Consider the following 22,655-nt stretch of genomic DNA (forward strand, 5'->3'; position numbering starts at 1 on the left):
TCAGGCGATCAGCCGCGAGGCAAAATCGGGCAGCAGGCCTGCATCGCCGGCAAGCCGGAAATCGGCGCCTGTAATGCCCGACCGCGCCAGCCAGTCGTCGAATTCCGGCGCGCGGCGCAGACCGAAGACGTCACGGACATAGAGCGCGTCGTGAAAAGACGTTGATTGGTAGTTCAGCATGACGTCGTCGGCGCCAGGCACGCCCATGATGAAGGTGACGCCGGCAGCCGCGAGCAGCGTCAGCAGATTGTCCATGTCGTCCTGGTCCGCTTCCGCATGGTTGGTGTAGCAGATGTCGATCCCGAGCGGCAGGCCGAGCAGCTTGCCGCAGAAATGATCCTCCAGCCCGGCGCGGATGATTTCCTTGCCGTCGTAGAGATATTCCGGGCCGATGAAGCCGACCACGCTGTTGACCAGGAGCGGGGCGAAGGCGCGGGCCACCGCATAGGCGCGCGCCTCGCAGGTCTGCTGGTCGACGCCGTGATGGGCATTGGCGGACAGCGCCGAGCCCTGCCCGGTCTCGAAATACATCACGTTCTGGCCGACCGTGCCGCGCTTCTGCGACAGCCCGGCCTCCTGCGCCTCCTTGAGAAGCGCAAGGTCGATGCCGAAACTGCGGTTGGCGGCCTCGGTGCCGGAGACCGACTGGAAGACGAGGTCGACCGGCACGCCCTGCCCGATCAGCGACAGCGTCGTCGTGACATGGGTCAGCACGCAAGCCTGTGTCGGGATCTTCAGACGGGAGATGATCTCATCGAGCAGCCGCAGCAATTGCGCGATCACGGCCGGATCGTCGCTCGCGGGATTGATGCCGATGCAGGCATCGCCGGCCCCGAGCAGGATGCCGTCGAGGATCGAGGCGGTGATGCCCCTGGCATCGTCGAACGGATGGTTGGGCTGCAGCCGCGTGCTCATCCGGCCCTTCAGGCCGATGGTGTTGCGGAAGGCGGTCGTGACCTCGCATTTCCGTGCCGCCAGGATCAGATCCTGGTTGCGCATCAGTTTTGAGACTGCGGCGGCCATCTCCGGGGTGATGCCGGGGGCCAGCCCCTTGAGGACCTCCGGCGTTGCGGCGTCCGACAGCAGCCAGTCGCGGAAAGCCCCCACCGTCAGGGATGCCACCGGCGCAAAAGCCTTGGCGTCATGGCTGTCGATGACGAGGCGGGTGACCTCGTCCGCCTCGTAGGGGATGACGGCTTCTTGCAGGAATTGGGCGAGCGGAACGTCGGCGAGCGCCATCCGCGCCGCGATCATCTGCTCGGCCGTATCGGCGGAGATCCCGGCCAGCCGGTCGCCGGAGCGCGGCGGCGTCGCCTTGGCGAGAAGATCGCGCAGATCCGGGAAAATGTGGGTCGTGGCGTCGATGCTGTGGCGGTAGACCAAGGGTCTCTCCGGGGGGTGGTCGGCCAACGGCCGACTCAAGGACTACAAGAAACTCTACATTCGGATCAAGACGCTGAAATAACTTACCTTTCCTTCGACCAAGGACGGAGGCGGCGGAGCGGCGCGTTAACGCCGCATCCATCTTCGTTCTGCATAGTTTTGCATCAATTTTGAACGCCCCCGTTCACCGGCCGCTTCAGGCCAATCCGGGCCCCTGAGTACCATGACATCAGACCGATCTGGGAATGCCGCCAAGCTGGCCGGCCGCTTCACGCTTGCCACCAAGCTCTATGCGGTTTTCGCGCTGTTCGCGCTGCTGACGGCGGCGATCGCGATGCTGTCCGACTACAACAGCCGCCGCGGCGCCGACCTCACCAATGCGATCGAGACCGCCAACGCCGCCGCGCTGAATGTCGAGCGGGTCAATTCGCTGGTCTATGCGGTCGTGATGGAATCGCGCGGCGTCTACATGTCGGCCGAGCCGGCCGTGGTGAAGAAATACGGCGAAGGCCTGCTCAAGTTCAACGCCCAGATTCTCGACGTCGTGAAGCGCTGGGAGACCATCGTCAGGGCCGACGATGCCGAGCAGTTCGCCACCTTCAAGAAGCGCATCGAGCAGTTCGTCGAGTTCCGCAAGGAGCTGGTGCGCCGCGGCGTCGAGGTCAACGCGGCCGCTGGCCGCGAATGGGGCGACAACGACGCCAACCGCGCCGTGCGCTCGGCGCTGAACAAGGATCTCGAGGCGCTGTCCAAGGTCTATGCCGAGCGCGCCAGGCAGATCGCGCGCGAGACCGAGACCAACCGCACCCTCTCCTTCGTGCTGACCTGCCTCGGCGGCGTGGCGCTGGCTCTCGTCGTGATCGGCATCGTCATCATCGCCCGCTCGGTCGCCCGGCCGCTCGCCGCGATCACCGCCGCCATCAAGCAGGTCGCCGACGGCGCCGAGAACGTGGTGGTGCCGCACTCCCACCGTGCCGACGAGATCGGCGCGCTCGCCCGCGCGATCCAGGTGTTCCAGGAGGCCATGGGCCGCAACCGCAACCTCGCCTCGCAGGTCTCGCAGGATTCCGCCGCCCGCGAGCAGCGCGCCCGCCACATCGAGCGATCCGTCGAGGCGTTTGGCGAGGCGATCGGCGCCATCATGCGTGGCCTTAGCGACAACGCCGCCACCATGCGCGAGACCGCGCAGACCATCACCCGCGTCACCGCGGACGCCAACAGCCGCGCCGGCACGGCGGCGAACGCCACCGAGCAGGCCTCGCACAACGTCACCGCGGTGGCGGGCGCCGCCGAGGAGCTGTCGGCGTCGGTGGTCGAGATCGGCCGCCAGGTGCAGCAGAGCGCCGGCGCGGTCGAGCAGACCGGCCAGCGCACCGAGAAGTCGATCTCCGAGATCGAGAGCCTTGCCGCGGCCACGCAGCGCATCGACGGCGTGCTCAGCCTGATCCAGGCGATCGCCGAGCAGACCAATCTGCTGGCGCTCAACGCCACCATCGAAGCCGCCCGCGCCGGCGATGCCGGCCGCGGCTTTGCCGTGGTCGCTCATGAGGTCAAGGCGCTCGCGGGCCAGACCGCCAAGGCGACCGCAGAGATCGGCGAGAACGTCGCGATGATCCAGGCCTCGACCCGCAACGCGGTCGACGCTGTGCGCGAAATCGGCGGCGCGGTGCGCGAGATCAACGAGGTCACCTCGGCGATCGCCGGCGCCATCGGTCAGCAGGACGCCGCCACGCGCGAGATCTCGTCCAACGCGCAAAGCGCCGCGCAAGGCAACGAGACGCTGGTCGCCAACATCACCTCGCTGCGCGATGCCATCGGCGAGACCGATACTGCGGCAGCCTCGGTGCTGACGGCCGCGAGCAGCCTGACGAAGACGGCGGACACGCTGTCGCGGGAAGTCGAGACCTTCTTCCAGAACCTGCGCGCGGGGTCGGCGGACGGCCGCATCGCCAAGGCGGGATGACGGCGCGGACGTCGCCGCCAGGCGGCAGCGCGCCCTCCCAACAAAAAAACTGCAAAACAACCCCATGCACAGTAGACGGGGTCAAGTCTTTCAATGACTTGATGGCCCCCCGCGAAACCTGCCCTCGTTACCGTATTGATTTTGACTCGTCGGGCAAAACAGGGGCACGATGCGGTCATGCAGTGCTGAACGAGACGGCGCGTGCCGGCGCGGTTGACTTGTGAGATTGCAAAAGAAAAACAAAGGAATCCCATGAGCCAGACGCGGCGCGTTCTCTCGGCGCAGGTCGCCCACGAGACCAACACTTTCTCGATCATTCCGACGACACTTGACGACTATCGCAAACGGCTGTTCCTGCGTGACGGCGAAATCGCCGCGGCGCTGGCCGACACGAGAATGGAGATCGCCGCGCATCTGGCCGCGGCCGAACGTTACGGCTGGACCTTGGTGCAGCCGGTCGCCGCTGCGGCCACCCCATCCGGGAAGGTGACGGCCGAGTGCTGGGCCGAGTTGCAGCGCCTGGTCTTTGCAGCCTGCGAAGCCGGGCCGCTCGACGGCGTCATCCTGGCCTTGCACGGCGCCATGGTGACCGAGACCGACGACGACGCCGAAGGCGCGCTGCTCGAAGGATTGCGCAAGCGTCTGGGCGAAACCATTCCGATCGCGGTGACGCTCGATCTGCATGCCAACGTCACCGAGCGTATGGGCCGGCTGGCCAGCATCATGCTGCCCTACCGTACCTACCCGCACATCGACCAGTACGAGACGGCGTACCGCGCCGCCGAGCTGCTGCAGTCGGCGATGGACGGCACGACCCGCCCGAAAGTCTTCCGCTCGCAGCCGGCTCTGCTCGACGGCTGCAATCACGGACGCACCCAGGGCGGCGTGATGAGCGACCTCTTGGCGCGCGCCGCGGAGATGCAGGCGCAAACGCCCGGCCTGTTGTCCGTCGACGTCTGCGCAGGCTTCAGCCGCTCGGATATCGCCGAGGTCGGCCCCAGCGTTCAGGTCACCTACGATGCCTCCCACAACGCCGCCGAGACCGCCGCGCGGCAGGCCGCGGCCGCGCTCGAGGACGAGATGGTCCGCCGCCGCGCCGAAGTCACTGTCACGGCGCTCGACCTGCCGGCCGCGACCAAGCTTGCCGCCGAAGCCGCGGCCGATGTCGCCGACACCCGCCCCCTCGTGATCGCCGACTTCAGCGACAATCCGGGCTCGGGCGCCTACGGCGATGGCATCCGCCTGCTCGAGGCGCTCCTGCAGGCCGAAATCCGCGGCGTGCTGTTCGGCGTCCTCGGCGATCCCGATGCCGCTTCCCGCTGCCATGAAGCGGGCCTTGGAGCGAGCCTGGATGTCGTTCTCGGCGCCAAGCGCCATCCCGAAAGCTACGGACCTCCGCTGACGCTGACCGGGCGGGTGACCGGCCTGTCGGACGGTGCCTTTGTCTGCGAGGGGCCGATGAATGCCGGTCAGCCCATGACGCTGGGCGAGAGCGCCCTGCTCGAGGTCAACGGCATCTCGATCGCGATCTCGACCAACACGCTGCAGACCTACGATCAGGAGATGTTCCGAATTCTCGGCGCAGAACCGGCTCGATTCCGCATCGTTGCCGTCAAGTCAGCGCACCACTTCCGGGCCGCCTTCGGGCCGATGGCCAAGCAGGTGATCCTGGCCGACAGCGGCGGCCTTGCCACCTTCGATCACAGCAAGCTCACGTACCGAAAGGTCCGCCGTCCGATCTGGCCGCTCGACGAGATCGTGCCGGGTTGAGCCTATCGGCCGCGCTTCGATTGGTGGTTCGGCTCGTCCCGTGACGCGACGCGCGGACTCTTGCGCGAGGCGCGCAAGCAGCAGTCCGCCTCGTTTCGACTTGACAACTTGTCTATAGATAAATGGACTGCGAGCTGGTTGTCGAGCAAACGCGCCAGAATGAATTGTAGGCAGCGGACCAAACGCGAGGGGCGGTTGTGCGCAACATCTTCGATCAGTACACACAACCTGAGAATCGCGTCACCCACGCATTGATGACCTCCCTTCAACGAGATAGGAGGCTCCTCAGACTATTTTTGCGTGAGCTTCTGGGAGTAACACCGCCATGTCGTCCCGACAAACTCACTGTCCTTGAACAGCAATACCCAGACGAAGAGGAGCCCAGCGAGGAAGAGTTGGAGAGGCGCGGCATTCCTGACGGATGGATCTTTGATGATACAGGCTGGTGCGTTTTCATCGAAAGCAAGGTGACCGCCAAGCTGGGCATCGATCAGATCAAGCGTCACCGCAGCACTGCCGAGCGTCGGGGCTTCAATCAGATCACTGCAGTTGCTATTGCCGCACGGCTGCCGTCTATCTTACCCGCTGATACCATACTGCTGGAATGGCGTGACATCTACGCTTGGTTACGTCGACACGCCCCCAGTAGCGAATGGGCTGCAAGCACGGCGGACTATTTGGAAATCGCTGAGGCAAAGCTGATTGACAGCGAACGGTTTGTGGAGGGCACGTTGACGATGTTTTCCGGTTTCCCGTTTGGACACGATCGTCCCTTCACCTACCTTGAGGGTAAGCGCGTGCTTAAGCTATCGATGGAGGATTTGAGACATCGCAGTGATCTCCGCGAAAAGCTCCGAATGAATCCTAAAGCACCAGGCCGTTCCGCGATCACCGGACGCCGCAGCGATGCAGTGTGGGATTTCCTGTCGCTCACCCGGGCGGGGGAAGCTGAGACCTTCACCAACTATCCCCACCTAACCCTTGGTATTGTGGCACAAGCCGTTGAGGCGATGGTAACGGTGCCCAATTCGGTCAACAGCACCATGCGGCGCAATTTGATCGAGCTAGGTGAGGCAGGCTTTCAATCGCTAACAAGTGGCGTCGTCAAGAATCTGAAGCCAATTTTGCGCAAATGCCCGGGTGCGGCCCCGTGGGGGCGCGGTGTACAACGGCGTTACCCCTCTCAGAGAGCTACGCCGTATATCGATGCCCGAATAGATTTTGACTTGCGAACTGCTGTTCCTCGGAGCGGTACTCCAAAGGTGCAGCCTAGATGGTTATCCGCCGCTTATAACTCGTTTGTACACAAGGCTGGTTCTAACTATCAGATGCAAATGGGGGTGCTATTCCGCTATGACCGCTGCCCTCAATTGCGGGAGGCCGATGCTCTCGACTTGATAGCTGAAGCTTGGATTGCCTGTAAGCCACTCATCGATTTGGCGCGATGATGCGCGGCGCGGGAGCGCGCGTAGACGTAGGCACGGGCAAGGAAGGTGCCCTGGGAGATGCCGGCCGCGCCATGGATTTGGATGGCACGGCGCCATGCTGGACACCACGATCTTGGCTGCGGCGACCAAATCGCCGGCCTTGTTGCTGTCGCGGTCCATCTTGGCATGGGTTCTTGGACACCGCGCAAAGCGAAAAACCTCGGCACGACGGCCGAGGTTTGCGACACAGCTCGCGTACATCCGGCAAGCCAATCGTCGAGTGGCACCATAGCGATGGATTTTGAACGGATGATGACGGGATGGCATCGACAAGATGTCGCTTCAGAGGAGATCGATGCCCTCCCCTGTCGTCACACCGTCAACAGCGTCTTGATCGCGCGGCGCTCATCCATCGCCTTGTAGCCTTCGGAGACCTGGTCGATCGGCAGCGTGAGATCGAACACCTTGCCCGGCTGGATCCGGCCCTGAAGCACCCGGTCCATCAGGTCAGGCAGGAAGCGGCGCACCGGGGCAGGACCGCCCATCATACGCCGCTGGCCGAAGAACAAGGCCTGGCCGTCGAAGGTCACGCCATGGGGAACGCCGACATAGCCGATCGTGCCGCCTGGGCGTGCGCATTCGAGCGCCTGCGACATCGCCTCCTGCGTTCCGACGCATTCGAGCACCGAGTCCGCGCCGACGCCGCGCGTCAGCTCCTTGACGCGCGCGATGCCTTCCGCGCCGCGCTCGACCACGATATCGGTCGCGCCGAACTCTTTGGCGAGCGCCTGCCGCGTCGCGTGGCGGCTCATGGCAATGATGCGCTCCGCACCCATCTCCTTCGCCGCGAGCACGCCCATCAGGCCGACCGCGCCATCGCCGACCACCGCGACCACCGAGCCTTGCTTCACGTTGGCGGCGTCGGCCGCGTACCAGCCGGTGCCGAGCACGTCGGAGGTTGCGAGCAGATGCGGGATGAGATCGCGTCCCGGCATCTCGCGGGTCGCGACCAGCGTGCCGTCCGCTAGGGGGACGCGCGCGTAGGGCGCCTGCGCGCCCGACATGAACTCGCGCTGCTCGCACGAGGACTGGAAACCGAACTTGCAATGCGGACAGGTGTTGTCCGACAGGCAGAACGAGCCAACCACGAACTGGCCGGGCTTGATCGTCCGCACCGCGCTGCCGATTTCGACGACGACGCCGCAATATTCGTGGCCCATATGCGCGGGGCCTTCGTTCGGCTGGAGACCGCGATAGGGCCAGAGATCGGAGCCGCAGATGCAGGTCGCCGACAGCTTGATGATGGCGTCGGTCGGCTTGACGATCTTGGGATCGTCGACGGCTTCATAGCGGACATCGCCGGGTCCATGGAGCACAGTTGCTTTCATGGTCATTCTCCTTTGCCGGCGCGATCGTCGTACTGCTGATCCGTCACCTTCTCCAGCCATTCGACCGGATTGCCGTTGAGCGCCTCCTGGATCGCGATATGGCTCATGGCCGCCTTTGGCGACGCGCCGTGCCAGTGCTTCTCACCGGGTTCGAACGAGACCACGTCGCCGGGACGGATCTCCTCGATCGGACCGCCCCAACGCTGCACGAGGCCGAGGCCGGAGGTGACGACGAGCGTCTGGCCGAACGGATGCGTGTGCCAGGCCGTGCGCGCGCCGGGCTCGAAAGTGACGTGATTGCCGGCGACGCGCGAAGGCTCGATGGCCGGAAACAGCGGGTCGATACGGACCGTGCCGGTGAAATACTCCGCGGGCGCCTTGGCCGACGGTTGAGAGCCTGCTTGCCGAATTTGCATCTGAGCCTCCTTGATGTTGTCTGCAGCGATGGCCAGCGCCGTCCGCGGCCACACATAGGCCCGCCGGCGGCATTCGATTAGCCACGGCAATTCGCTTGCATTGATCGACCTGGGCCATGAATAATCGAGGCCATGGCAAACCAGGATTTCAACGACCTGCTGGCGTTCGTGGCGGTCGCCCGCGAGCGCAGCTTCACCAGGGCCGCCGCGAAACTCGGCATCGTGCAGTCGACGCTCAGCCATACGATCAAGCGCCTGGAATCGCAGATGGGCCTGCGCCTGCTGACGCGCACGACGCGCAGCGTCGGGCTGACCGAGGCCGGCGAGCGGCTGCTGCAATCCGTTGCCCCCCGCATCGAGGAGATCGAGCGCGACATCGCCGCGCTGATGTCGCTGCGCGACAAGCCGTCCGGCACCATCCGGATCACGCTTTCGGACCATGCCCTGAACACAGCCGTCTGGCCGAAGCTCGCGCCGGTCCTGAAGACCTATCCCGACATCAAGGTCGAATTCAGCCTCGACACGGCCTTCCGCAACATCGTCGAGGACGGCTTCGATGCAGGCGTGCGCCTCGGCGAGAGCGTCGAGAAGGACATGATCGCGGTGCGCGTCGGCCCGGACTGGCGGCTCGTGGCGGTCGCCTCGCCGGCCTATCTTAGGGAGCATCCGAAACCGAAGCACCCGCAAGACCTGCTGAAGCACGTCTGCATCAAGCGCCGCGCGGCGGCCGGCGGCCATTACGTCTGGGAGTTCGCCAAGGGCGGTTCTGACCTCAGGGTGCGCGTCGAGGGGCAACTGGCCTTCAACGACTCGCACGCGATGATCGACGCCGCCGTGAAAGGCTTCGGCATCGCCTATCTCCCCGAAGACATGGTGGCGCGGCAGGTCCGCTCCGGCGAGCTCGTCGTCGTGCTCGACGACTGGTCGCCGAAATTCGACGGCTACTACCTCTATTACCCGACGTCCCGGCAGAATTCGGCGGCGTTCAAGGTGATCGTCGAGGCGCTACGTCATCACGAGGCGCGAAGACGACGCGGCCAGGCGTGAGGCGTCGACCCACGCCCATCACCATGCCCCTCATTTCCCGTCGAGGAAGGCGCGCACCTTGCTCACGGTCTGCGCCGGCTGCTCTTCCATGATCCAATGTCCGGAGCCGGTGATGATGCCGCCCTCGACCTTGGTGCCGACCTCGCGCATGATCGCGGCCTGCTGATTGCCAAAAGACTTTTCGGCGCCAAGGGCGAGGATCGGCATGTTCAGCTTGGTCGCGGCAAAGGCCTTGTTGTCCGTGGCGTCCTTGCCGAACGCCGCGAACTGCTCGAAGGCGTAATGCATGTTGCCGGGCCGGGCGTACAGTTTCGCATAATGGTTGCGCGTCGCCTCGTCGATGGCCTTGGGATCGGCCGACAGCTCGTTGTAGAAGCGGTCGAGATAGATGCGCTCGCGGCCCTTGACCAGGCGATCGACATCGGGACCGCGGAAATTGAAATGCCACAGCATGGGGCTCTTGAGGATTTCGTCCCAGGGCCCGATGCCGGGCAGCGGCGCGTCGATGACGACCCATTTGGTGATGCGGTCAGGGTATTGCGCCGCGAGTGCATAGCCTACCATGTTGCCGATGTCGTGCGTCACCAGATCGGCTTTCTGGACGTTGAGCTTGTCCATGAGCATGGCGATGTCGACGCCCTGGTTCTTCTTGTCGTAGCCGCCGGCGGCCTGGGACGACAGCCCCATCCCGCGCAGGTCCGGAACGATCACGGTGTGGTCCTTGTAGAGCGCCTTGGCGAGCGGCGCCCACATGTCGCCGGTGTCGGCGAAGCCGTGCAAGAGCACGACCGCCGGTCCGTGCCCACCCACGCGGACATGCAGCGTGACGCCGTTGATCGAAATTCGTTCGATTTTGAAAGAAGCGGGAAAGGGTTCGACCGCTGCAACAGCCGATGGACTGCCACAGATGGTCAGGATCGCCAGGAGGAAGGCGAAAATAGCCGCGATCGATCGCGCGCCGGAGGTCCGGCTGCTCGGGGCGAAACTGCGCATTGTTGACCTGCTCGCTGATGTGCCGAGCGCAACAACGTCGGCAGTGCACTCATCAAGTAGTGCAATCCATCAAAGCACACCATACTACCTTATGGCCAGATACGTCCGCGCATTCGGGCCATTCGTGAAGCAGCCATCCGCCTATCCCATCACCCCGCCGCGCTTGATCAGCTCTTTCCCGACCGCGGCGAGGTGCACCTGATCGGGCCCATCGCCGATGCGGATGAAGCGGGCGTAGACATAGGCGCGCGCGAGGAAGGTGTCTTGCGAGACGCCGGCGGCGCCGTGGATCTGGATGGCGCGGTCGATGACGCGGGCGGCCATGCCGGGCACTACGATCTTGGCCGCGGCGATCAGGTCGCGCGCGGCCTTGTTGCCCTCGCGGTCCATCTTGTCGGCGGCTTGCAGCGTCAGCAGCCGCGCCTGCGCGATCTCGCAGAAGGAATGCGCGATGTCCTCGCGCACCGAGCCCTGCTCGGCCAGCGGCTTGCCGAAGGCCGTACGGGACACCGCGCGCTGACACATCAATTCCAGCGCGCGCTGGGCGCAGCCGATCAGGCGCATGCAATGATGGATGCGACCGGGGCCGAGCCGCCCCTGCGCGATCTCGAAGCCGCGCCCTTCGCCGAGCAAAATGTTCTCGGCGGGCACACGGACGTTGTCGTAGACGATCTCGGGGTGGCCGGCCGGGGCATCGTCGTAGCCGTAGGTCAGCATGTCGCGGACGATGCGGACGCCGGGCGTGTTCCTGGGTACCAGAATCATGGATTGCTGCCGGTGGCGGTCGGGATCATCAGGGGCGGTCTTCCCCATCACGATCAGGATCTCGCAATCCTCGTTCATCGCGCCCGAGGTGAACCATTTGCGGCCGTTGATGACATAGTCGTTGCCGTCACGCGTGATGGCGCACTGGATATTGGTGGCGTCGCTGGAGGCGACCTGCGGCTCCGTCATCGAGAAGCCGGAGCGGATGCGCCCTTCCAGCAGCGGCTTCAGCCAGCGCTCCTGCTGCGCCTTGGTGCCGTAATTCGCGAGCACCTCCATGTTGCCGACATCGGGGGCCGAGCAGTTGAAGATTTCGGGCGCCCAGAGAATGCGGCCCATGATCTCCTTCACGGGCGCATAGTCGAGATTGGTGAGGCCCGGTCCGTGCTCGCCTGACAGGAACAGGTTCCACAGCCCCTGCTCGCGCGCCATCTTCTTCAGATCCTGCAGTATCGGCGGCGTCCTGTAGCGCGCGGCTTCCGGCTTCACCTGCTCGTAATAGAGCTCCTCGACCGGCTCGACATGGGTGCGCATGAATTGCCGGACGCGGTCCTGCAGCTCCAGCGAACGGGCGGAGTGGTGAAAGTCCATGGGTGTCTCCTGTTCGCTACGCCGTGCGCCGCTGTCGTAGGGTGGGCAAAGCGGAGCGTGCCCACGCATTTCTATGCGACCGAGAGAGATGGTGGGCACGGCGCAAGGGCGCCTTTGCCCACCCTACGAATCCGAATTCGCGGAGAGAGATCCCTCACGTCCCCTTCAAGAGCTCGCTCGCCACCACCCAGTCGTTGCCGTCGAACTGCAGCATATAGCCGTCCTTGATCGGGCGGAAATCCTGCGGCGTGGTGTTCAGCGTGATGCCGGGCATCAGCAGCGAGAGCGGCACGTTCTTCAAATTCGCGGCCTGCGCCATGATGTTCTCGCGCGTCAGATTGTCCTTGCACTGCTTCAGCAGCACCACCAGCGCCTCGGCAACGGTGTAGCCGTAGAGGCCGGCGACGTTGTTGATGTCGGCGTTGGGCAGGCGCTTCTTCATCAAGTCGATATAGGCCGCCATCGCCGGATCGTTCTTCGGCTGCTCGACGAAGGGTTTCAGCGAGCCGAGCGACAGCACGCCCTTGCCGGCGTCGAGGCCCGCCGGCACCATCACGGTCGCCTTGTTGGCGCAGCCGCTGGCGAGGAACCGCATCGGCTGCCAGCCGACCTCGTGCGCTTTCCGGATCGCCTGCGCGCAGGCGCGCGGCGTCACCGAATAGATCATGAAGACATCCGCCTTGGTGTTGGCCAGCGTCAGCACCTGGGAATCGACGGTGGGGTCAGCGACCTCGAAGCTCGAGGCCATCGCGATCGCCTTGTCGGCATCGGCGCCGAGCGCTTCCTTGACGCCGCGTAAGTATTCCTTGCCGGCGTCGTCGTTCTGGTAGAGCACCGCAAAGCGCGCATTCGGGTTCTTGGCGCGGGCATAGGCGACGTCGATCGCGGCCTCGCTGGTGTAGTTCGGCGCCCAGGGCAGCGCCATCGACCAGGGCATGTTGACGGGATCGTTCCACTTGGAGGCCGAGCTGATCAGGAACAGCTGCGGCACCTTGTTGCTGTTGAGATATTTTGCGATCGCCGAGCTCGGCGCGGTGCCCATGGTCGCGAAGATGAAGGCGACGCCGTCGCCTTCGACGAGGCGTCGCGCCGCCTCCATGGTCTTCGGCGGCGAGAACGCATCGTCCAGGGAAATCAGGTTGAGCTTGCGGCCGTTGACGCCGCCCTTCTCGTTCACATCGTCGAAATAAGCGGAGATCACCTTGCCGGTGATGCTGAGCGGCGAGGCCGGCCCGCTATAGGGCATGGTGTTGCCGATCTTGATCTCGGTGTCGGTGACGCCAGGACCGTAGGATTTTTGCGCGGAGACTGACGTCGGCAGGCAGGCGGCAGCCAGTGCTGCGGCCAGGACCAAAGCGGCTTTCATGGTTTCTCCCTGGGGATCATCACCGCGCGAGGTGTCGCGCGGCGCGCTGCTTTTTGTCAGCGCGTCAGATCAGCGGAGTTCCGCAAGATGGTCTTGCGTCGAGTTGCTGATGGCGTTGCGGCCGTTCAGCCCGATCGCCGCACCGCCTCGTGCACGTCGATCACGGCCTGCGCCCATTCGGCCGGCCGCTCCTGCGGCAGATTGTGACCGGCATCGATGAAGACGCGCCGCTCGAAGGCACTCTCGAACTTGCGCGCATGATGGGCGGTGCCGGGATTGACGCCGTCGCTGTCGCCGTCGATCGCGATGGTGGGGACACGGATCGGAGGCTGCTCGGCGAGCTTGGCCTCGATTCCCGCATAGGCGGGATCGCCCGCGACCAGCGCATAACGGTGGCGATAGGAATGGATCACGACATCGACGAAGTCCGGATTGTCGAACGACACCGCGCTTGTTTCGAACGTCGCGTCGTCGAATTTCCATTTCGGCGACCACATCGCCCAGAGCTGGCGGGCAAAGCCGCGGCGGTCGCGCTCCAGCGCGCGGCGGCCACGCTCGTTGTGGAAGAGATATTGATACCACAGCGCGGCTTCCTCCGGCGGCGAGGCCGGCTCCATGGATTTCGCGATATTCTGGATGTTGTAGGAATTGCCGGAGACGAGGCCGATCACGCGCTCGGGATGGAGCGCCGCGACCACGCAGGCCGCGCGTCCGCCCCAGTCATAACCGCCGACGACCGCACGCTCGATATGAAGCGCATCCATGAAGGCCAGGAGGTCGGCGCCGAGCGCAGCCTGCTCGCCGGAGCGCAAGGTCGACGCGATGCGGAAACGCGTCGGCCCGTAGCCGCGCAGCCAGGGCACCAGCACGCGTGCGCCGGCCTCGGCGATAACAGGCGCGGTCTCGGCATAGGCGTTCACGTCGTAGGGAAAGCCGTGGCCCATGATGCAGGGCCAGCCGTCGGGCGCGCCGTATTCGCGATAGGCGATGTCGAGGATATCCGTGGTGACGGTTTTTTGTTGCATGGTCTTCTCACGGAGTTGGGCAGCCGTAGCCCGGATGGAGCGGAAGCGTAATCCGGGATTTGCGGATGCAGAGGCCCCGCATTCCGCTTCGCTCCATCCGGGCTACGAGAGCCGACTTACTTCTGCGGCCCGGACAGTGAGATGTCGCGCTCGGCGCGGAACACGTTGCTGTAGAGATTGGCGATCCATTGCCGGCCGATCTCGGTCTTGTTGAGATAGCCGATCTCGGTCTGGATGTGGGGCGCGACGCTGTTCCAATAGAATTGTGGATAGCGGTTCACGATGTCGGCCGGCGAATCGTAGCCGAGCTGGCGATTCATGCCGACCTCTTCGAACTCGTAATACAGCGCGTTGGCCTTGCGCAGATAATTGGGGTCGCCGAGCTGACCGATGAAGTCGGCGGCGCGCAGGATCGAGGCCTCGTCGTCGTATTCCTGGCCCTGGCGGGCCGGAAAGCGCGTACCCTCGATGGCGCGGGCCACGCGCTCGGGATCGACGCCCGGAATATGCCGCAGCCGCCGCGTCACGTAGAGCTTCGAGCGATCGACGTGATACATCATCAGGCTCGCGTCCGACGCGCCGCGCGGCAACGAGATCTTGTTGTTGGCCGCGTCGATCACGAAGCCGTCGGCATCGTCCTCCTCGAACAGTCCGCGCACATAGCCGATGTCATGCGCCAGGCAGGCGATCAGGATATGGACGTAGTCGTCACCCGATAGATGGGTATGAAGGCTTCGGCCGCGCAGGATGGCCTGGGCCGCCAACGTCACCAGCATCGTATGCTCGATATTGTGATAGAGCGCATCGCTGTTGCCGATGCATTCCATCGCGGTGCGGGTGGCGCTCGCGATAATGCCGGCAGACGCCTCATCGTACCGCCGACGCATGAACTTACCGAGGAAGTCCTCGAGGGATTCAGCCGCCAGTCTCGGTAAGGTTATCATGGATGCAGCCCCGTCCGCCGCTGGTGTCCCACGCTCTCTCCCGACGTCTCTCTTGGTCTCGACGCAAGGACCAGCATAGCCCATCTTTGGCCGCCTGACCAAATTCCGCAGCAAAAATTCGCAAATATGTTACATTGCCGCTGCGCAACATTTCAGTTGTGGTTGCGCTTCGCTACATCCTGAAGGAGATTTGGCGGAAGGTGCCCGCACCCCCTTCGCGTTAGGGGGCGGACAGGATGTCGGCGCCATCAGCCGCGCGCGAAAGGCTTCTGGCCAGATAGAACAGCTCGACCAGCTTGCCGCGTTTGCCGGCCAGCGAGAAGATATATTCGGGCGATTCCGCCTCGATTTCCGCGATCGCCACCTTGGCGATGCGATCGATACGGCTCGAGCCGTGCTCCCAGACGAAGCCGACACCGAGCCGATTGGCGACCGCCTCCAGCATTCCCTCGCGCGTGTTGACGACGATCGCCGGACTTGCGCGCAGATTGACGGCGCGAAACGCCCTGTCCACGGCGCGCTGGGTCGCGGAATCCCGGGTCCGAAATACCAGCGGATATTGCGTCAGGCTGACGGCCGACACGCGCGATTCCCGGCTGAGGTCGTGAACGGGATGGCAGATCGCGACGACACGCTGCTGCACGCAGGGCTCGCGGCGGAAGCGATTGTCCTGCGGCACTTCCGGCAGCACGGCGACGTCCACGCGCTGGTCGACCACGGCCGCCATGATCGTGGACCAGCTCCCGATCTCGATGTTGATCTGGATCTTCGGATACAGATTGCGAAAGGCCGCGATCAGAGCCATGCCCGGCATCGCGTTGCCGAGCCCGATGCGAATCTCGCCTCCGGCCAGCTCGTCGCGCTGCTCCAGAATGGAGAGCGCATCCGTCTCGAGCGCCTGCATCCGGTTCGTCGCCGCATAGAGGCGCCGGCAGAGCGGCGTCGCGATCAGGCTCTGTCCGTGCCGGTCGAACAGCGCAACGGCAAACTCGGCCTCCAGATCTCGCACCAGCTGCGCGACCGCCGGCTGCGACACACCCAGTTTCCTCGCTGCGGCGGCGAAGCTGCCGGTATCGAACACCGCATTGACCGCCCGAATACGCGACGACGTCAACGCCACGACAACGACTCCACGACCGATATCTCGGCCTCAGGGGCCGGCAAAAGCAAAACCTGGGATCAGCATAAGCAATGCCATTGACCGTTATGTGACTGTCAGATGCCGTCCCTACTCCTCATGCGCCGCAACAGGCAGCAGGGGACCAGCGCGAATGGCGCAAATCGAGCTTTCCGCAATCCGCAAATCCTTCGACGGGACCGACGTCCTCAAAGGCATCGATTTCCGGATCGAGGACGGCGAGTTCATCTCGCTGGTCGGTCCTTCCGGCTGCGGCAAGTCGACCCTGCTCCGCATCATCGCCGGGCTCGAGCCGCAGAATTCCGGCGAGGTCCGCATCGACGGCCACTCCGTGGACGCCGTTCGTCCGAGCGCGCGCAACCTGGCGATGGTTTTCCAATCCTATGCGCTCTATCCGCATTTGAGTACCTTCGACAACATCGCCGTGCCGCTGCGGATGCGGCGCCTCTCCGCGATCGAGCGGCTGCCGCTGCTCGGCCCGTTGCTGCCGGGCCGGCGCGCCAAGGAACGGGCCATCCGCGCCGACATCACGGCCATCGCCGAGCAGCTCGACATCGCGCCATTGCTGCGGCGCAAGCCCGGGCAATTGTCCGGCGGACAGCGGCAACGCGTCGCAGTCGGACGCGCCATGGTGCGCGAGCCCCGCGCCTTCCTGTTCGACGAGCCGCTCTCCAATCTCGACGCCAAGCTGCGCGTCCACATGCGCGCCGAGCTCGCCGAGCTGCATCGCCGCCTCGAGGCGACGTTCGTCTACGTCACGCACGACCAGGCCGAGGCGATGACCATGTCGAGCCGGATCGCCGTGATGATGGGCGGCGAACTGATTCAGGCCGGCACGCCCGCGCAGATCTACAACGATCCCGGCGACATCCGTGTCGCCGAATTCATCGGCAGCCCGAAGATCAACATCCTGCCCGGCCGGATCCGGAAGGACGGCGGCATCGACGTGCTGGGGACCGCCTTGAGGCTCGCGTGCAACGCTACCGCCGGCGACTGTCGTGTCGGCGTGCGCCCGGAGCGGATCGAGCTGGGCGCCGGGCCGTTCTCCGGAAGCGTCGTCCATCTGGAGAACCTCGGCGCCGAGGCCTTCGTGCATCTTGCGATCGAAGGCGCCGGCTTGCGCCTGATCGCGCGGCTCGCCGACGTCAGGCACCTGCCCGCGATGGGAAGCACACTCGCGTTCGGCTTCGCGTCCGACGCCGTGCGGGTGTTCGATCCGGCCGGGAAACGGATCGAGCTGAGAGCCGAGCAGGCCGAGCGCATCCGCGAGCCCGCCCATGTCTGACGGCTCGATGACCATTGACGCCGCGATCGTCCCGGCCGCTGCCGCGCGGCGGCCGTTGCCGGCGCATGGCAGCCGACGCGCATACGCCGCCTATGCGCTGGTGACGCCGGCCGCCGCGCTCATGCTGGTCATGCTGCTCGGCCCGCTCGCCGGCGTAATCGCCCTCTCCTTCACCGATTATCAGCTCGGCGCGCCGCATTTCTCCTGGATCGGGCTCGCCAACTACCAGGACCTCTTCGCCGACAAGGTGTTCTGGACCGCGCTGCGCAACACGCTGACCTATGTCGTGGTCGTGGTGCCCGGCGCCGTGATCGCGGGCCTTGCAATCGCGCTGCTGATCCAGAGCGGCACCAGCCTGCGCAGCCTTTATCGGACGATCTATTTCCTCCCTGTGATGGCGACCCTGATCGCCATGGCGGTGGTGTGGGAATTCATGCTGCATCCGCAATTCGGCCTGGTGAACGGGCTGTTGCGCGGCGCGGGCCTGCCGGCCTTCGCCTGGCTGCAGGACCGCAACACGGCGCTGTACGCGCTGTGCGCGATCGGCATCTGGCAGGCGGTCGGCTTCAACATGGTGCTGTTTCTCGCCGGCCTCGTCTCCATCCCCAAGCAGCTTTACGAAGCGGCCGAAATCGACGGCGCGTCGAGCGGCTGGGCACGCTTCCGCCTCGTCACCTGGCCGATGCTCGGGCCGGTGACGACCTTCGTCGTCGTCATCTCCGGCATCCGTTCCTTCCAGGTGTTCGACACGGTGCACGTGCTGACCAAGGGCGGCCCGTCGAAATCCACCGAGGTCCTGATCCACACCATGTACACGGAAGGGTTCGAGTTCTTCCGCTCGGGCTACGCCGCGGCCATCACCGTCGTCTTCCTGGTGTTCGTTCTCGCGCTCACGCTGATCAAATCGAGGCTCGCCGATCGCGGCGTGCACTACACATGAGCCGCACACACTCCCTCACGCTCCGGGCGATCCTCCGCCATGTGCTCCTGATCGCGGGCGCCGCGATCATGCTGGCGCCTTTCATCTGGATGATCTCGACCGCGTCCAAGCCGCAGACCGAGGTCTTCTCCAGCGAGCTGCATTTGATCCCGCACCATTTCGCGCTGGCGGAGAATTTGCGCGAGGCCTTCGCCAAGGCCAATCTGCTGCGCTTCCTGCTCAACGGCGTCATCGTCACGATCTCGATCTTCGTGCTGCAAATCATGGTGGCGCTGCCGGCGGCCTACGCGCTGGCAAAGCTTCGCTTCGTCGGCCGCCAGACGCTGTTCGCACTGGTCCTGTTCGGGATCCTGATCCCGCCGCAGGCGACCGCGATCCCGGTCTTCCTCCTGCTGCACAAGGTCGGCCTGCTCGACAGCTATGCCGCGCTCGTCCTGCCCTTCACGATCTCGGTGTTCGGCATCTTCCTGATGCGGCAGTTCTTCAAAACCGTGCCGGACGATCTCGTCGATGCCGCGCGCATGGACGGCATCTCCGAATTCGGCATCGTCTGGCGGGTGATGCTGCCGGCCGCGATCCCGGCGGTCACGGCTTTCGGCATCTTCTCCGTGGTCGCGCATTGGAACGACTATTTCTGGCCGCTGATCGTGCTCAACAGCGAGCAACTGCGTACGCCGCCGCTTGCGGTCGCGCATTTCCGCAACAACGAGGCCGGCACCAGCTACGGCCCGCTGATGGCCGCGGCGATGGTGATCATCGCCCCGCTCGTCATCGCTTTCCTCTTTGCCCAACGCCGCTTCATCGAGGGCATCACCCTCACCGGGATCAAGTAACCACGTCACCTCAAACAGGAGTCTATCCATGCTGAAGTCCATCATCGCCGCGGCGGCTCTGTCGCTTGCGGCCGGCTCTGCGCTCGCGCAGACCAAGACCGAGATCGTGATGCAGTATCCCTATCCGGAGCTGTTCACCGAAACGCACAAGCGCATCGCCGACGAGTTCGCCAAGGTGCACCCGGAGATCAAGGTCACGATGCGGGCGCCTTACGAATCCTACGAGGACGCCACCCAGAAAGTGCTGCGCGAGGCCGTTACCAATCAGATGCCGGACGTGTCGTTCCAGGGCTTGAACCGCATCCGCGTCCTGGTCGACAAGAACATCCCGGCCGAGCTCGGCGGCTACATCGCCGCCGAAAAGGACTTCGACAAGCAGGGCTTTCACCAGGCGATGTACGACATCGGGACCGCCGGCGGCAAAGTCTACGCCCTTCCCTTCGCGATCTCCCTGCCCATCGTCTACGTCAATCTCGACCTCGTGAAGCAGGCCGGTGGCGACGTGAACAACCTGCCGAAGAGCTGGGACGAGCTGATCGCGCTCGCCAGGAAGATCAAGGCGCTCGGCAACGACACCAACGGCATCACCTATGCGTGGGACATCACCGGCAACTGGCTGTGGCAAGCCCCGGTGTTCGCGCGCGGCGGCACCATGCTCAATGCCGACGAGACCAAGGTCGCCTTTGACGGTGCGGAAGGCAAATTCGCCATCAACGTGATCGCGCGGCTCGTCAACGAGGGCGGCATGCCGAATCTCGACCAGCCCTCGATGCGCGCGGCGTTCGCCGCCGGCAAGACCGGCTTCCACGTCACCTCGACCTCGGACCTCAACAAGGTCACGCAGATGACCGGCGGCAAGTTCGCGTTGAAAACGATCCCGTTCCCGGACGTCGCCACCCCGAACGGCCGGCTGCCGGCTGGCGGCAACGTCGTCCTGATCCTCGCCAAGGACAAGGCCAAGCGCGACGCCGCCTGGGAAGCGGTGAAGTTCTGGACCGGCCCCAAGGGCGCCGCCATCATGGCGGAGACCACCGGCTACATGCCGCCCAACAAGGTCGCGAACGACGTCTACCTGAAGGACTTCTACGTCAAGAACCCCAACAACTACACCGCGGTCGGCCAGCTCCCGCTGCTCACCAAATGGTACGCCTTCCCCGGCGACAACGGCCTGAAGATCACCGACGTGATCAAGGATCATCTCAACTCGATCATCTCGGGGGCCCGCGCCAAAGAACCCGAAGCCGTCCTCGCCGACATGACGGCGGACGTGCAGAAGCTGCTGCCGAAGACGACCGGCGCCGCGCGCTGATCATCGCGACACATTCGCCAAACACGGGGCGCCACCGGCGCCCCGTGCCGTACGAACGGAGGGAACTATGAAGCTGCTGCATCTGAGCGACATTCACCTGACGGCGGCCGGCTCCACGATCGGCGGCCGCGATCCGCGCGCCAATTTCGAGCGCGCGCTGGCGCATGCCCTGAAGGATCATCACGACGCCGAGCTGATGGTGATCACGGGCGATCTCTCGGACTGGGGCGACGCCGCCGACTATCAATGGCTCAAGCAGCGCATCGACGAATATCCGCTACCGGTCCGGCTGTGCATCGGCAACCACGACCGGCGCGCCGCCTTCCTGAGCGTCTTCCCCGACCTCGCCGACGAGAACGGCTTCGTCCAGGGCATGCACGATACCGCCGCAGGCCGCTGCCTGTTCCTCGACACCGCCCATCCGGAAACCCATGCCGGCCGCTATTGCGACGATCGTCTCGGCTGGCTCGAGGCACGGCTTGCCGAGCATGACGGGCCGTTCTTGCTGTTCATGCATCATAACCCCATGCCGGTGCACCTCGCCCCGCTCGACCAGATCCGCCTGCTCGACGAGGCGCCGTTCCGGCAGCTCGTTGGCCGCAACCGATCGAAGATCCGCCACGTCTTCTTCGGGCATTGTCACTTGCCGCTGGCCGGATCGGTCGCGGGCGTTCCCGTCTCCTCGCTGCGCGGCACCAACCATGCGAGCTATCCGCTGTTCTCAGAGACCAGGCTACTGAGCGCGTCCGACCTGCCGCAATCCTATGGCGTCGTGTTCTTCGGAGACGACTATGTGACCGTGCATATGGTGGAATACGGCTACGACGGTCCGATCCGCATCGAAGGTTCGCCCGACTATCAGGCCTGGGATCGCGAGACCATGGTGCGGTGACCGGCGAGCGCCCGCCGTTCGCAGGGCGTCTCCTCATAAACCCGCGCTGCACTTCTTGCAGGGTCCGCTCCGGCGCGTTGGCGTCCCTCACCTTAGGTCGGAGATGGGCCACAAGCGGCCCTGAGTCGGCATTTTCGTGAACATCAACCGCGGGCCAGAAGGCAAACTCTGCGAGGGTTGTGCAAAGAGGAGATCGAAGCTACGCCGCTCTAGCGAACCGGTTGACGAGCAACTCGATGAAAGCCCTGACCTTGCGCGCGAGATGTTGTCCGGGCGAACGTACAAGGAAGATGCCCACCTTGGGCAGTTGGTACCGGGTCATGATTGGCGTGATTCTGCCTGCCTCGGCATAGGTGGCGGCGATAACATCCGGAAGCGCGCCGATCCCTACGCCGGCCGCAATTGCTTCCGCGATGGCTAGCGCGCTGTCCGACTTGAATCGGCCTTGCGGGTTGACCGTGATCGTCTTCCTGCCTTCGGAGAACTTCCAGCTCTCGGTGCCGATCATGACGGCCTGGTGGCCGACCACGTCTTCCGGCTTCTCCGGAGCGCCGTGCGCCGCGAGGTAGTGCGGACTCGCGTACAGACTGACGGAGAAAGAGCCGATGCGGCGTGCAACCAGGTTGGAATCCGGAAGGTAGCCAACGCGGATCCCGCAATCGAAGCCCTCGGCTACCAGGTCGACGTAGCGGTCGCTGTAGCGGGTGTGGACCTGCAAGAGCGGATGTTGCGCGGCGAACGCTGCTATCGCAGGAGCGAAGTGCTGGCCGAACGATGCCGGTCCCGCCACGCGCAAGAGCCCCCTGAGGTCGCCGTCCGGCGAGAGTTCCTCGCGTGCCGCGTCGATTTCGCCGCAGATCCGAACCGCATGCTCGCGGAACGATACGCCGGCTTCGGTCAGAACGGCGCCCCGCGTATTTCGGGACAGAAGCTGGCTGCCGAGTTCGTCCTCAAGGCGGAATAGCCGGCGGCTGATGATCGACTTGGCCAAGCCGAGCCGACGCGCGGCGGACGAGACGCCGCCGGCATCCGCGACTTCCACGAAGGTCCGAAGGTCTTCCAATTCCATGACGGCGTTCCGGTTAACGTTACACGGCATACCACATGGCGCGACTACTGTGCCCGATTCCACAACGATAGCCTGGTTCTGGTTAACGCGGCGATGCCGCCGCCAAAGCAG

At 64.7% G+C, this 22,655-nt stretch carries 19 protein-coding genes and 1 pseudogene; 9 read left to right on the forward strand and 11 right to left on the reverse strand.

The annotated features are described in order from the left end of the window. On the reverse strand, positions 1-1,383 hold the full coding sequence (locus tag SE92_RS13160) for an ethanolamine ammonia-lyase subunit EutB (RefSeq protein WP_063196089.1): 1,383 nt from the start codon (positions 1,381-1,383) through the stop codon (positions 1-3). 223 nt (positions 1,384-1,606) lie between these two features. Here SE92_RS13160 and SE92_RS13165 point away from each other — a divergent pair, with 223 nt between their 5' ends. From SE92_RS13165 to SE92_RS13175, 3 genes are all read left to right on the forward strand, one after another. After that, positions 1,607-3,346, forward strand: a complete 1,740-nt coding sequence (locus SE92_RS13165) for a methyl-accepting chemotaxis protein (protein ID WP_063196090.1) — start codon at positions 1,607-1,609, stop codon at positions 3,344-3,346. A gap of 252 nt (positions 3,347-3,598) precedes the next feature. Continuing rightward, positions 3,599-5,116 (forward strand): M81 family metallopeptidase, encoded by a 1,518-nt coding sequence (locus SE92_RS13170; protein ID WP_063196091.1) that lies wholly within the window; start codon positions 3,599-3,601, stop codon positions 5,114-5,116. A 197-nt stretch (positions 5,117-5,313) separates the two neighbouring features. Further along, positions 5,314-6,564 (forward strand): hypothetical protein, encoded by a 1,251-nt coding sequence (locus SE92_RS13175; protein WP_063196092.1) that lies wholly within the window; start codon positions 5,314-5,316, stop codon positions 6,562-6,564. A gap of 14 nt (positions 6,565-6,578) precedes the next feature. Here SE92_RS13175 and SE92_RS37460 read toward each other — a convergent pair. From SE92_RS37460 to SE92_RS13185, 3 genes and pseudogenes are all read right to left on the reverse strand, one after another. Continuing rightward, positions 6,579-6,726: pseudogene (locus SE92_RS37460) on the reverse strand (acyl-CoA dehydrogenase family protein); the annotation flags it as partial. 188 nt (positions 6,727-6,914) lie between these two features. After that, entirely contained in the window at positions 6,915-7,931 is a 1,017-nt protein-coding gene (locus SE92_RS13180; RefSeq protein ID WP_063203500.1) for a zinc-dependent alcohol dehydrogenase family protein, read from the reverse strand. Between the two features lie 2 nt (positions 7,932-7,933). Next, positions 7,934-8,347, reverse strand: a complete 414-nt coding sequence (locus tag SE92_RS13185; protein ID WP_063203501.1) for a (R)-mandelonitrile lyase — start codon at positions 8,345-8,347, stop codon at positions 7,934-7,936. Between the two features lie 132 nt (positions 8,348-8,479). Between SE92_RS13185 and SE92_RS13190 the strand changes: the two genes are divergently transcribed. Then, the gene (locus SE92_RS13190) at positions 8,480-9,394 is read left to right on the forward strand and encodes a LysR family transcriptional regulator (protein ID WP_063196093.1); all 915 of its coding nucleotides are present in this window, start codon (positions 8,480-8,482) and stop codon (positions 9,392-9,394) included. 30 nt (positions 9,395-9,424) lie between these two features. Here the strand turns inward: SE92_RS13190 and SE92_RS13195 are convergent, their stop codons facing one another. The 6 genes from SE92_RS13195 to SE92_RS13220 all read right to left on the reverse strand — a co-directional run bounded on the left by SE92_RS13195 (position 9,425) and on the right by SE92_RS13220 (position 16,198). Further along, entirely contained in the window at positions 9,425-10,387 is a 963-nt protein-coding gene (locus SE92_RS13195) for an alpha/beta fold hydrolase (RefSeq protein WP_063196094.1), read from the reverse strand. A gap of 141 nt (positions 10,388-10,528) precedes the next feature. After that, positions 10,529-11,743 (reverse strand): acyl-CoA dehydrogenase family protein, encoded by a 1,215-nt coding sequence (locus SE92_RS13200; protein WP_063196095.1) that lies wholly within the window; start codon positions 11,741-11,743, stop codon positions 10,529-10,531. A gap of 154 nt (positions 11,744-11,897) precedes the next feature. After that, positions 11,898-13,109: an ABC transporter substrate-binding protein gene (locus tag SE92_RS13205; protein ID WP_063196096.1), complete on the reverse strand. Its 1,212-nt coding sequence runs from the start codon at positions 13,107-13,109 to the stop codon at positions 11,898-11,900. A 125-nt stretch (positions 13,110-13,234) separates the two neighbouring features. Next, the gene (locus tag SE92_RS13210; RefSeq protein ID WP_063196097.1) at positions 13,235-14,134 is read right to left on the reverse strand and encodes an alpha/beta fold hydrolase; all 900 of its coding nucleotides are present in this window, start codon (positions 14,132-14,134) and stop codon (positions 13,235-13,237) included. A gap of 116 nt (positions 14,135-14,250) precedes the next feature. Beyond that, a complete protein-coding gene (locus SE92_RS13215) occupies positions 14,251-15,078 on the reverse strand; it encodes an HD domain-containing protein (RefSeq protein WP_063196098.1) in 828 nt (275 codons plus the stop codon). Between the two features lie 220 nt (positions 15,079-15,298). Further along, on the reverse strand, positions 15,299-16,198 hold the full coding sequence (locus tag SE92_RS13220) for a LysR family transcriptional regulator (RefSeq protein WP_063196099.1): 900 nt from the start codon (positions 16,196-16,198) through the stop codon (positions 15,299-15,301). 151 nt (positions 16,199-16,349) lie between these two features. Here SE92_RS13220 and SE92_RS13225 point away from each other — a divergent pair, with 151 nt between their 5' ends. The 5 genes from SE92_RS13225 (at position 16,350) to SE92_RS13245 (ending at position 21,475) form a co-directional block, all read left to right on the forward strand. After that, positions 16,350-17,501: an ABC transporter ATP-binding protein gene (locus SE92_RS13225; RefSeq protein WP_063196100.1), complete on the forward strand. Its 1,152-nt coding sequence runs from the start codon at positions 16,350-16,352 to the stop codon at positions 17,499-17,501. Further along, positions 17,494-18,441: a carbohydrate ABC transporter permease gene (locus SE92_RS13230; RefSeq protein WP_063196101.1), complete on the forward strand. Its 948-nt coding sequence runs from the start codon at positions 17,494-17,496 to the stop codon at positions 18,439-18,441. The genes SE92_RS13225 and SE92_RS13230 overlap by 8 nt, the downstream gene beginning before the upstream one ends. Next, positions 18,438-19,274: a carbohydrate ABC transporter permease gene (locus SE92_RS13235; RefSeq protein ID WP_063196102.1), complete on the forward strand. Its 837-nt coding sequence runs from the start codon at positions 18,438-18,440 to the stop codon at positions 19,272-19,274. The genes SE92_RS13230 and SE92_RS13235 overlap by 4 nt, the downstream gene beginning before the upstream one ends. A gap of 28 nt (positions 19,275-19,302) precedes the next feature. Beyond that, the gene (locus SE92_RS13240) at positions 19,303-20,583 is read left to right on the forward strand and encodes an ABC transporter substrate-binding protein (RefSeq protein ID WP_063196103.1); all 1,281 of its coding nucleotides are present in this window, start codon (positions 19,303-19,305) and stop codon (positions 20,581-20,583) included. A 67-nt stretch (positions 20,584-20,650) separates the two neighbouring features. Beyond that, a complete protein-coding gene (locus SE92_RS13245) occupies positions 20,651-21,475 on the forward strand; it encodes a phosphodiesterase (protein WP_063196104.1) in 825 nt (274 codons plus the stop codon). Positions 21,476-21,674: 199 nt separating this feature from the next. Here the strand turns inward: SE92_RS13245 and SE92_RS13250 are convergent, their stop codons facing one another. Further along, positions 21,675-22,544 (reverse strand): LysR family transcriptional regulator, encoded by an 870-nt coding sequence (locus tag SE92_RS13250; protein WP_063196105.1) that lies wholly within the window; start codon positions 22,542-22,544, stop codon positions 21,675-21,677. Positions 22,545-22,655 lie beyond the last annotated feature (111 nt).

Origin of the sequence: Bradyrhizobium sp. AT1 (assembly GCF_001590795.1) — a bacterium.
Taxonomy (GTDB): domain Bacteria; phylum Pseudomonadota; class Alphaproteobacteria; order Rhizobiales; family Xanthobacteraceae; genus Bradyrhizobium.

What these genes read in the sequence shown, in the direction of transcription:
- SE92_RS13165 (WP_063196090.1), top strand. Translation starts at nt 1,607, where the DNA reads ATGACATCAGACCGATCTGGGAATGCCGCCAAGCTGGCCGGCCGCTTC.
- SE92_RS13170 (WP_063196091.1), top strand. Translation starts at nt 3,599, where the DNA reads ATGAGCCAGACGCGGCGCGTTCTCTCGGCGCAGGTCGCCCACGAGACC.
- SE92_RS13180 (WP_063203500.1), bottom strand. Translation starts at nt 7,931, where the DNA reads ATGAAAGCAACTGTGCTCCATGGACCCGGCGATGTCCGCTATGAAGCC.
- SE92_RS13185 (WP_063203501.1), bottom strand. Translation starts at nt 8,347, where the DNA reads ATGCAAATTCGGCAAGCAGGCTCTCAACCGTCGGCCAAGGCGCCCGCG.
- SE92_RS13190 (WP_063196093.1), top strand. Translation starts at nt 8,480, where the DNA reads ATGGCAAACCAGGATTTCAACGACCTGCTGGCGTTCGTGGCGGTCGCC.
- SE92_RS13195 (WP_063196094.1), bottom strand. Translation starts at nt 10,387, where the DNA reads ATGCGCAGTTTCGCCCCGAGCAGCCGGACCTCCGGCGCGCGATCGATC.
- SE92_RS13200 (WP_063196095.1), bottom strand. Translation starts at nt 11,743, where the DNA reads ATGGACTTTCACCACTCCGCCCGTTCGCTGGAGCTGCAGGACCGCGTC.
- SE92_RS13205 (WP_063196096.1), bottom strand. Translation starts at nt 13,109, where the DNA reads ATGAAAGCCGCTTTGGTCCTGGCCGCAGCACTGGCTGCCGCCTGCCTG.
- SE92_RS13210 (WP_063196097.1), bottom strand. Translation starts at nt 14,134, where the DNA reads ATGCAACAAAAAACCGTCACCACGGATATCCTCGACATCGCCTATCGC.
- SE92_RS13215 (WP_063196098.1), bottom strand. Translation starts at nt 15,078, where the DNA reads ATGATAACCTTACCGAGACTGGCGGCTGAATCCCTCGAGGACTTCCTC.
- SE92_RS13225 (WP_063196100.1), top strand. Translation starts at nt 16,350, where the DNA reads ATGGCGCAAATCGAGCTTTCCGCAATCCGCAAATCCTTCGACGGGACC.
- SE92_RS13230 (WP_063196101.1), top strand. Translation starts at nt 17,494, where the DNA reads ATGTCTGACGGCTCGATGACCATTGACGCCGCGATCGTCCCGGCCGCT.
- SE92_RS13235 (WP_063196102.1), top strand. Translation starts at nt 18,438, where the DNA reads ATGAGCCGCACACACTCCCTCACGCTCCGGGCGATCCTCCGCCATGTG.
- SE92_RS13240 (WP_063196103.1), top strand. Translation starts at nt 19,303, where the DNA reads ATGCTGAAGTCCATCATCGCCGCGGCGGCTCTGTCGCTTGCGGCCGGC.
- SE92_RS13245 (WP_063196104.1), top strand. Translation starts at nt 20,651, where the DNA reads ATGAAGCTGCTGCATCTGAGCGACATTCACCTGACGGCGGCCGGCTCC.
- SE92_RS13250 (WP_063196105.1), bottom strand. Translation starts at nt 22,544, where the DNA reads ATGGAATTGGAAGACCTTCGGACCTTCGTGGAAGTCGCGGATGCCGGC.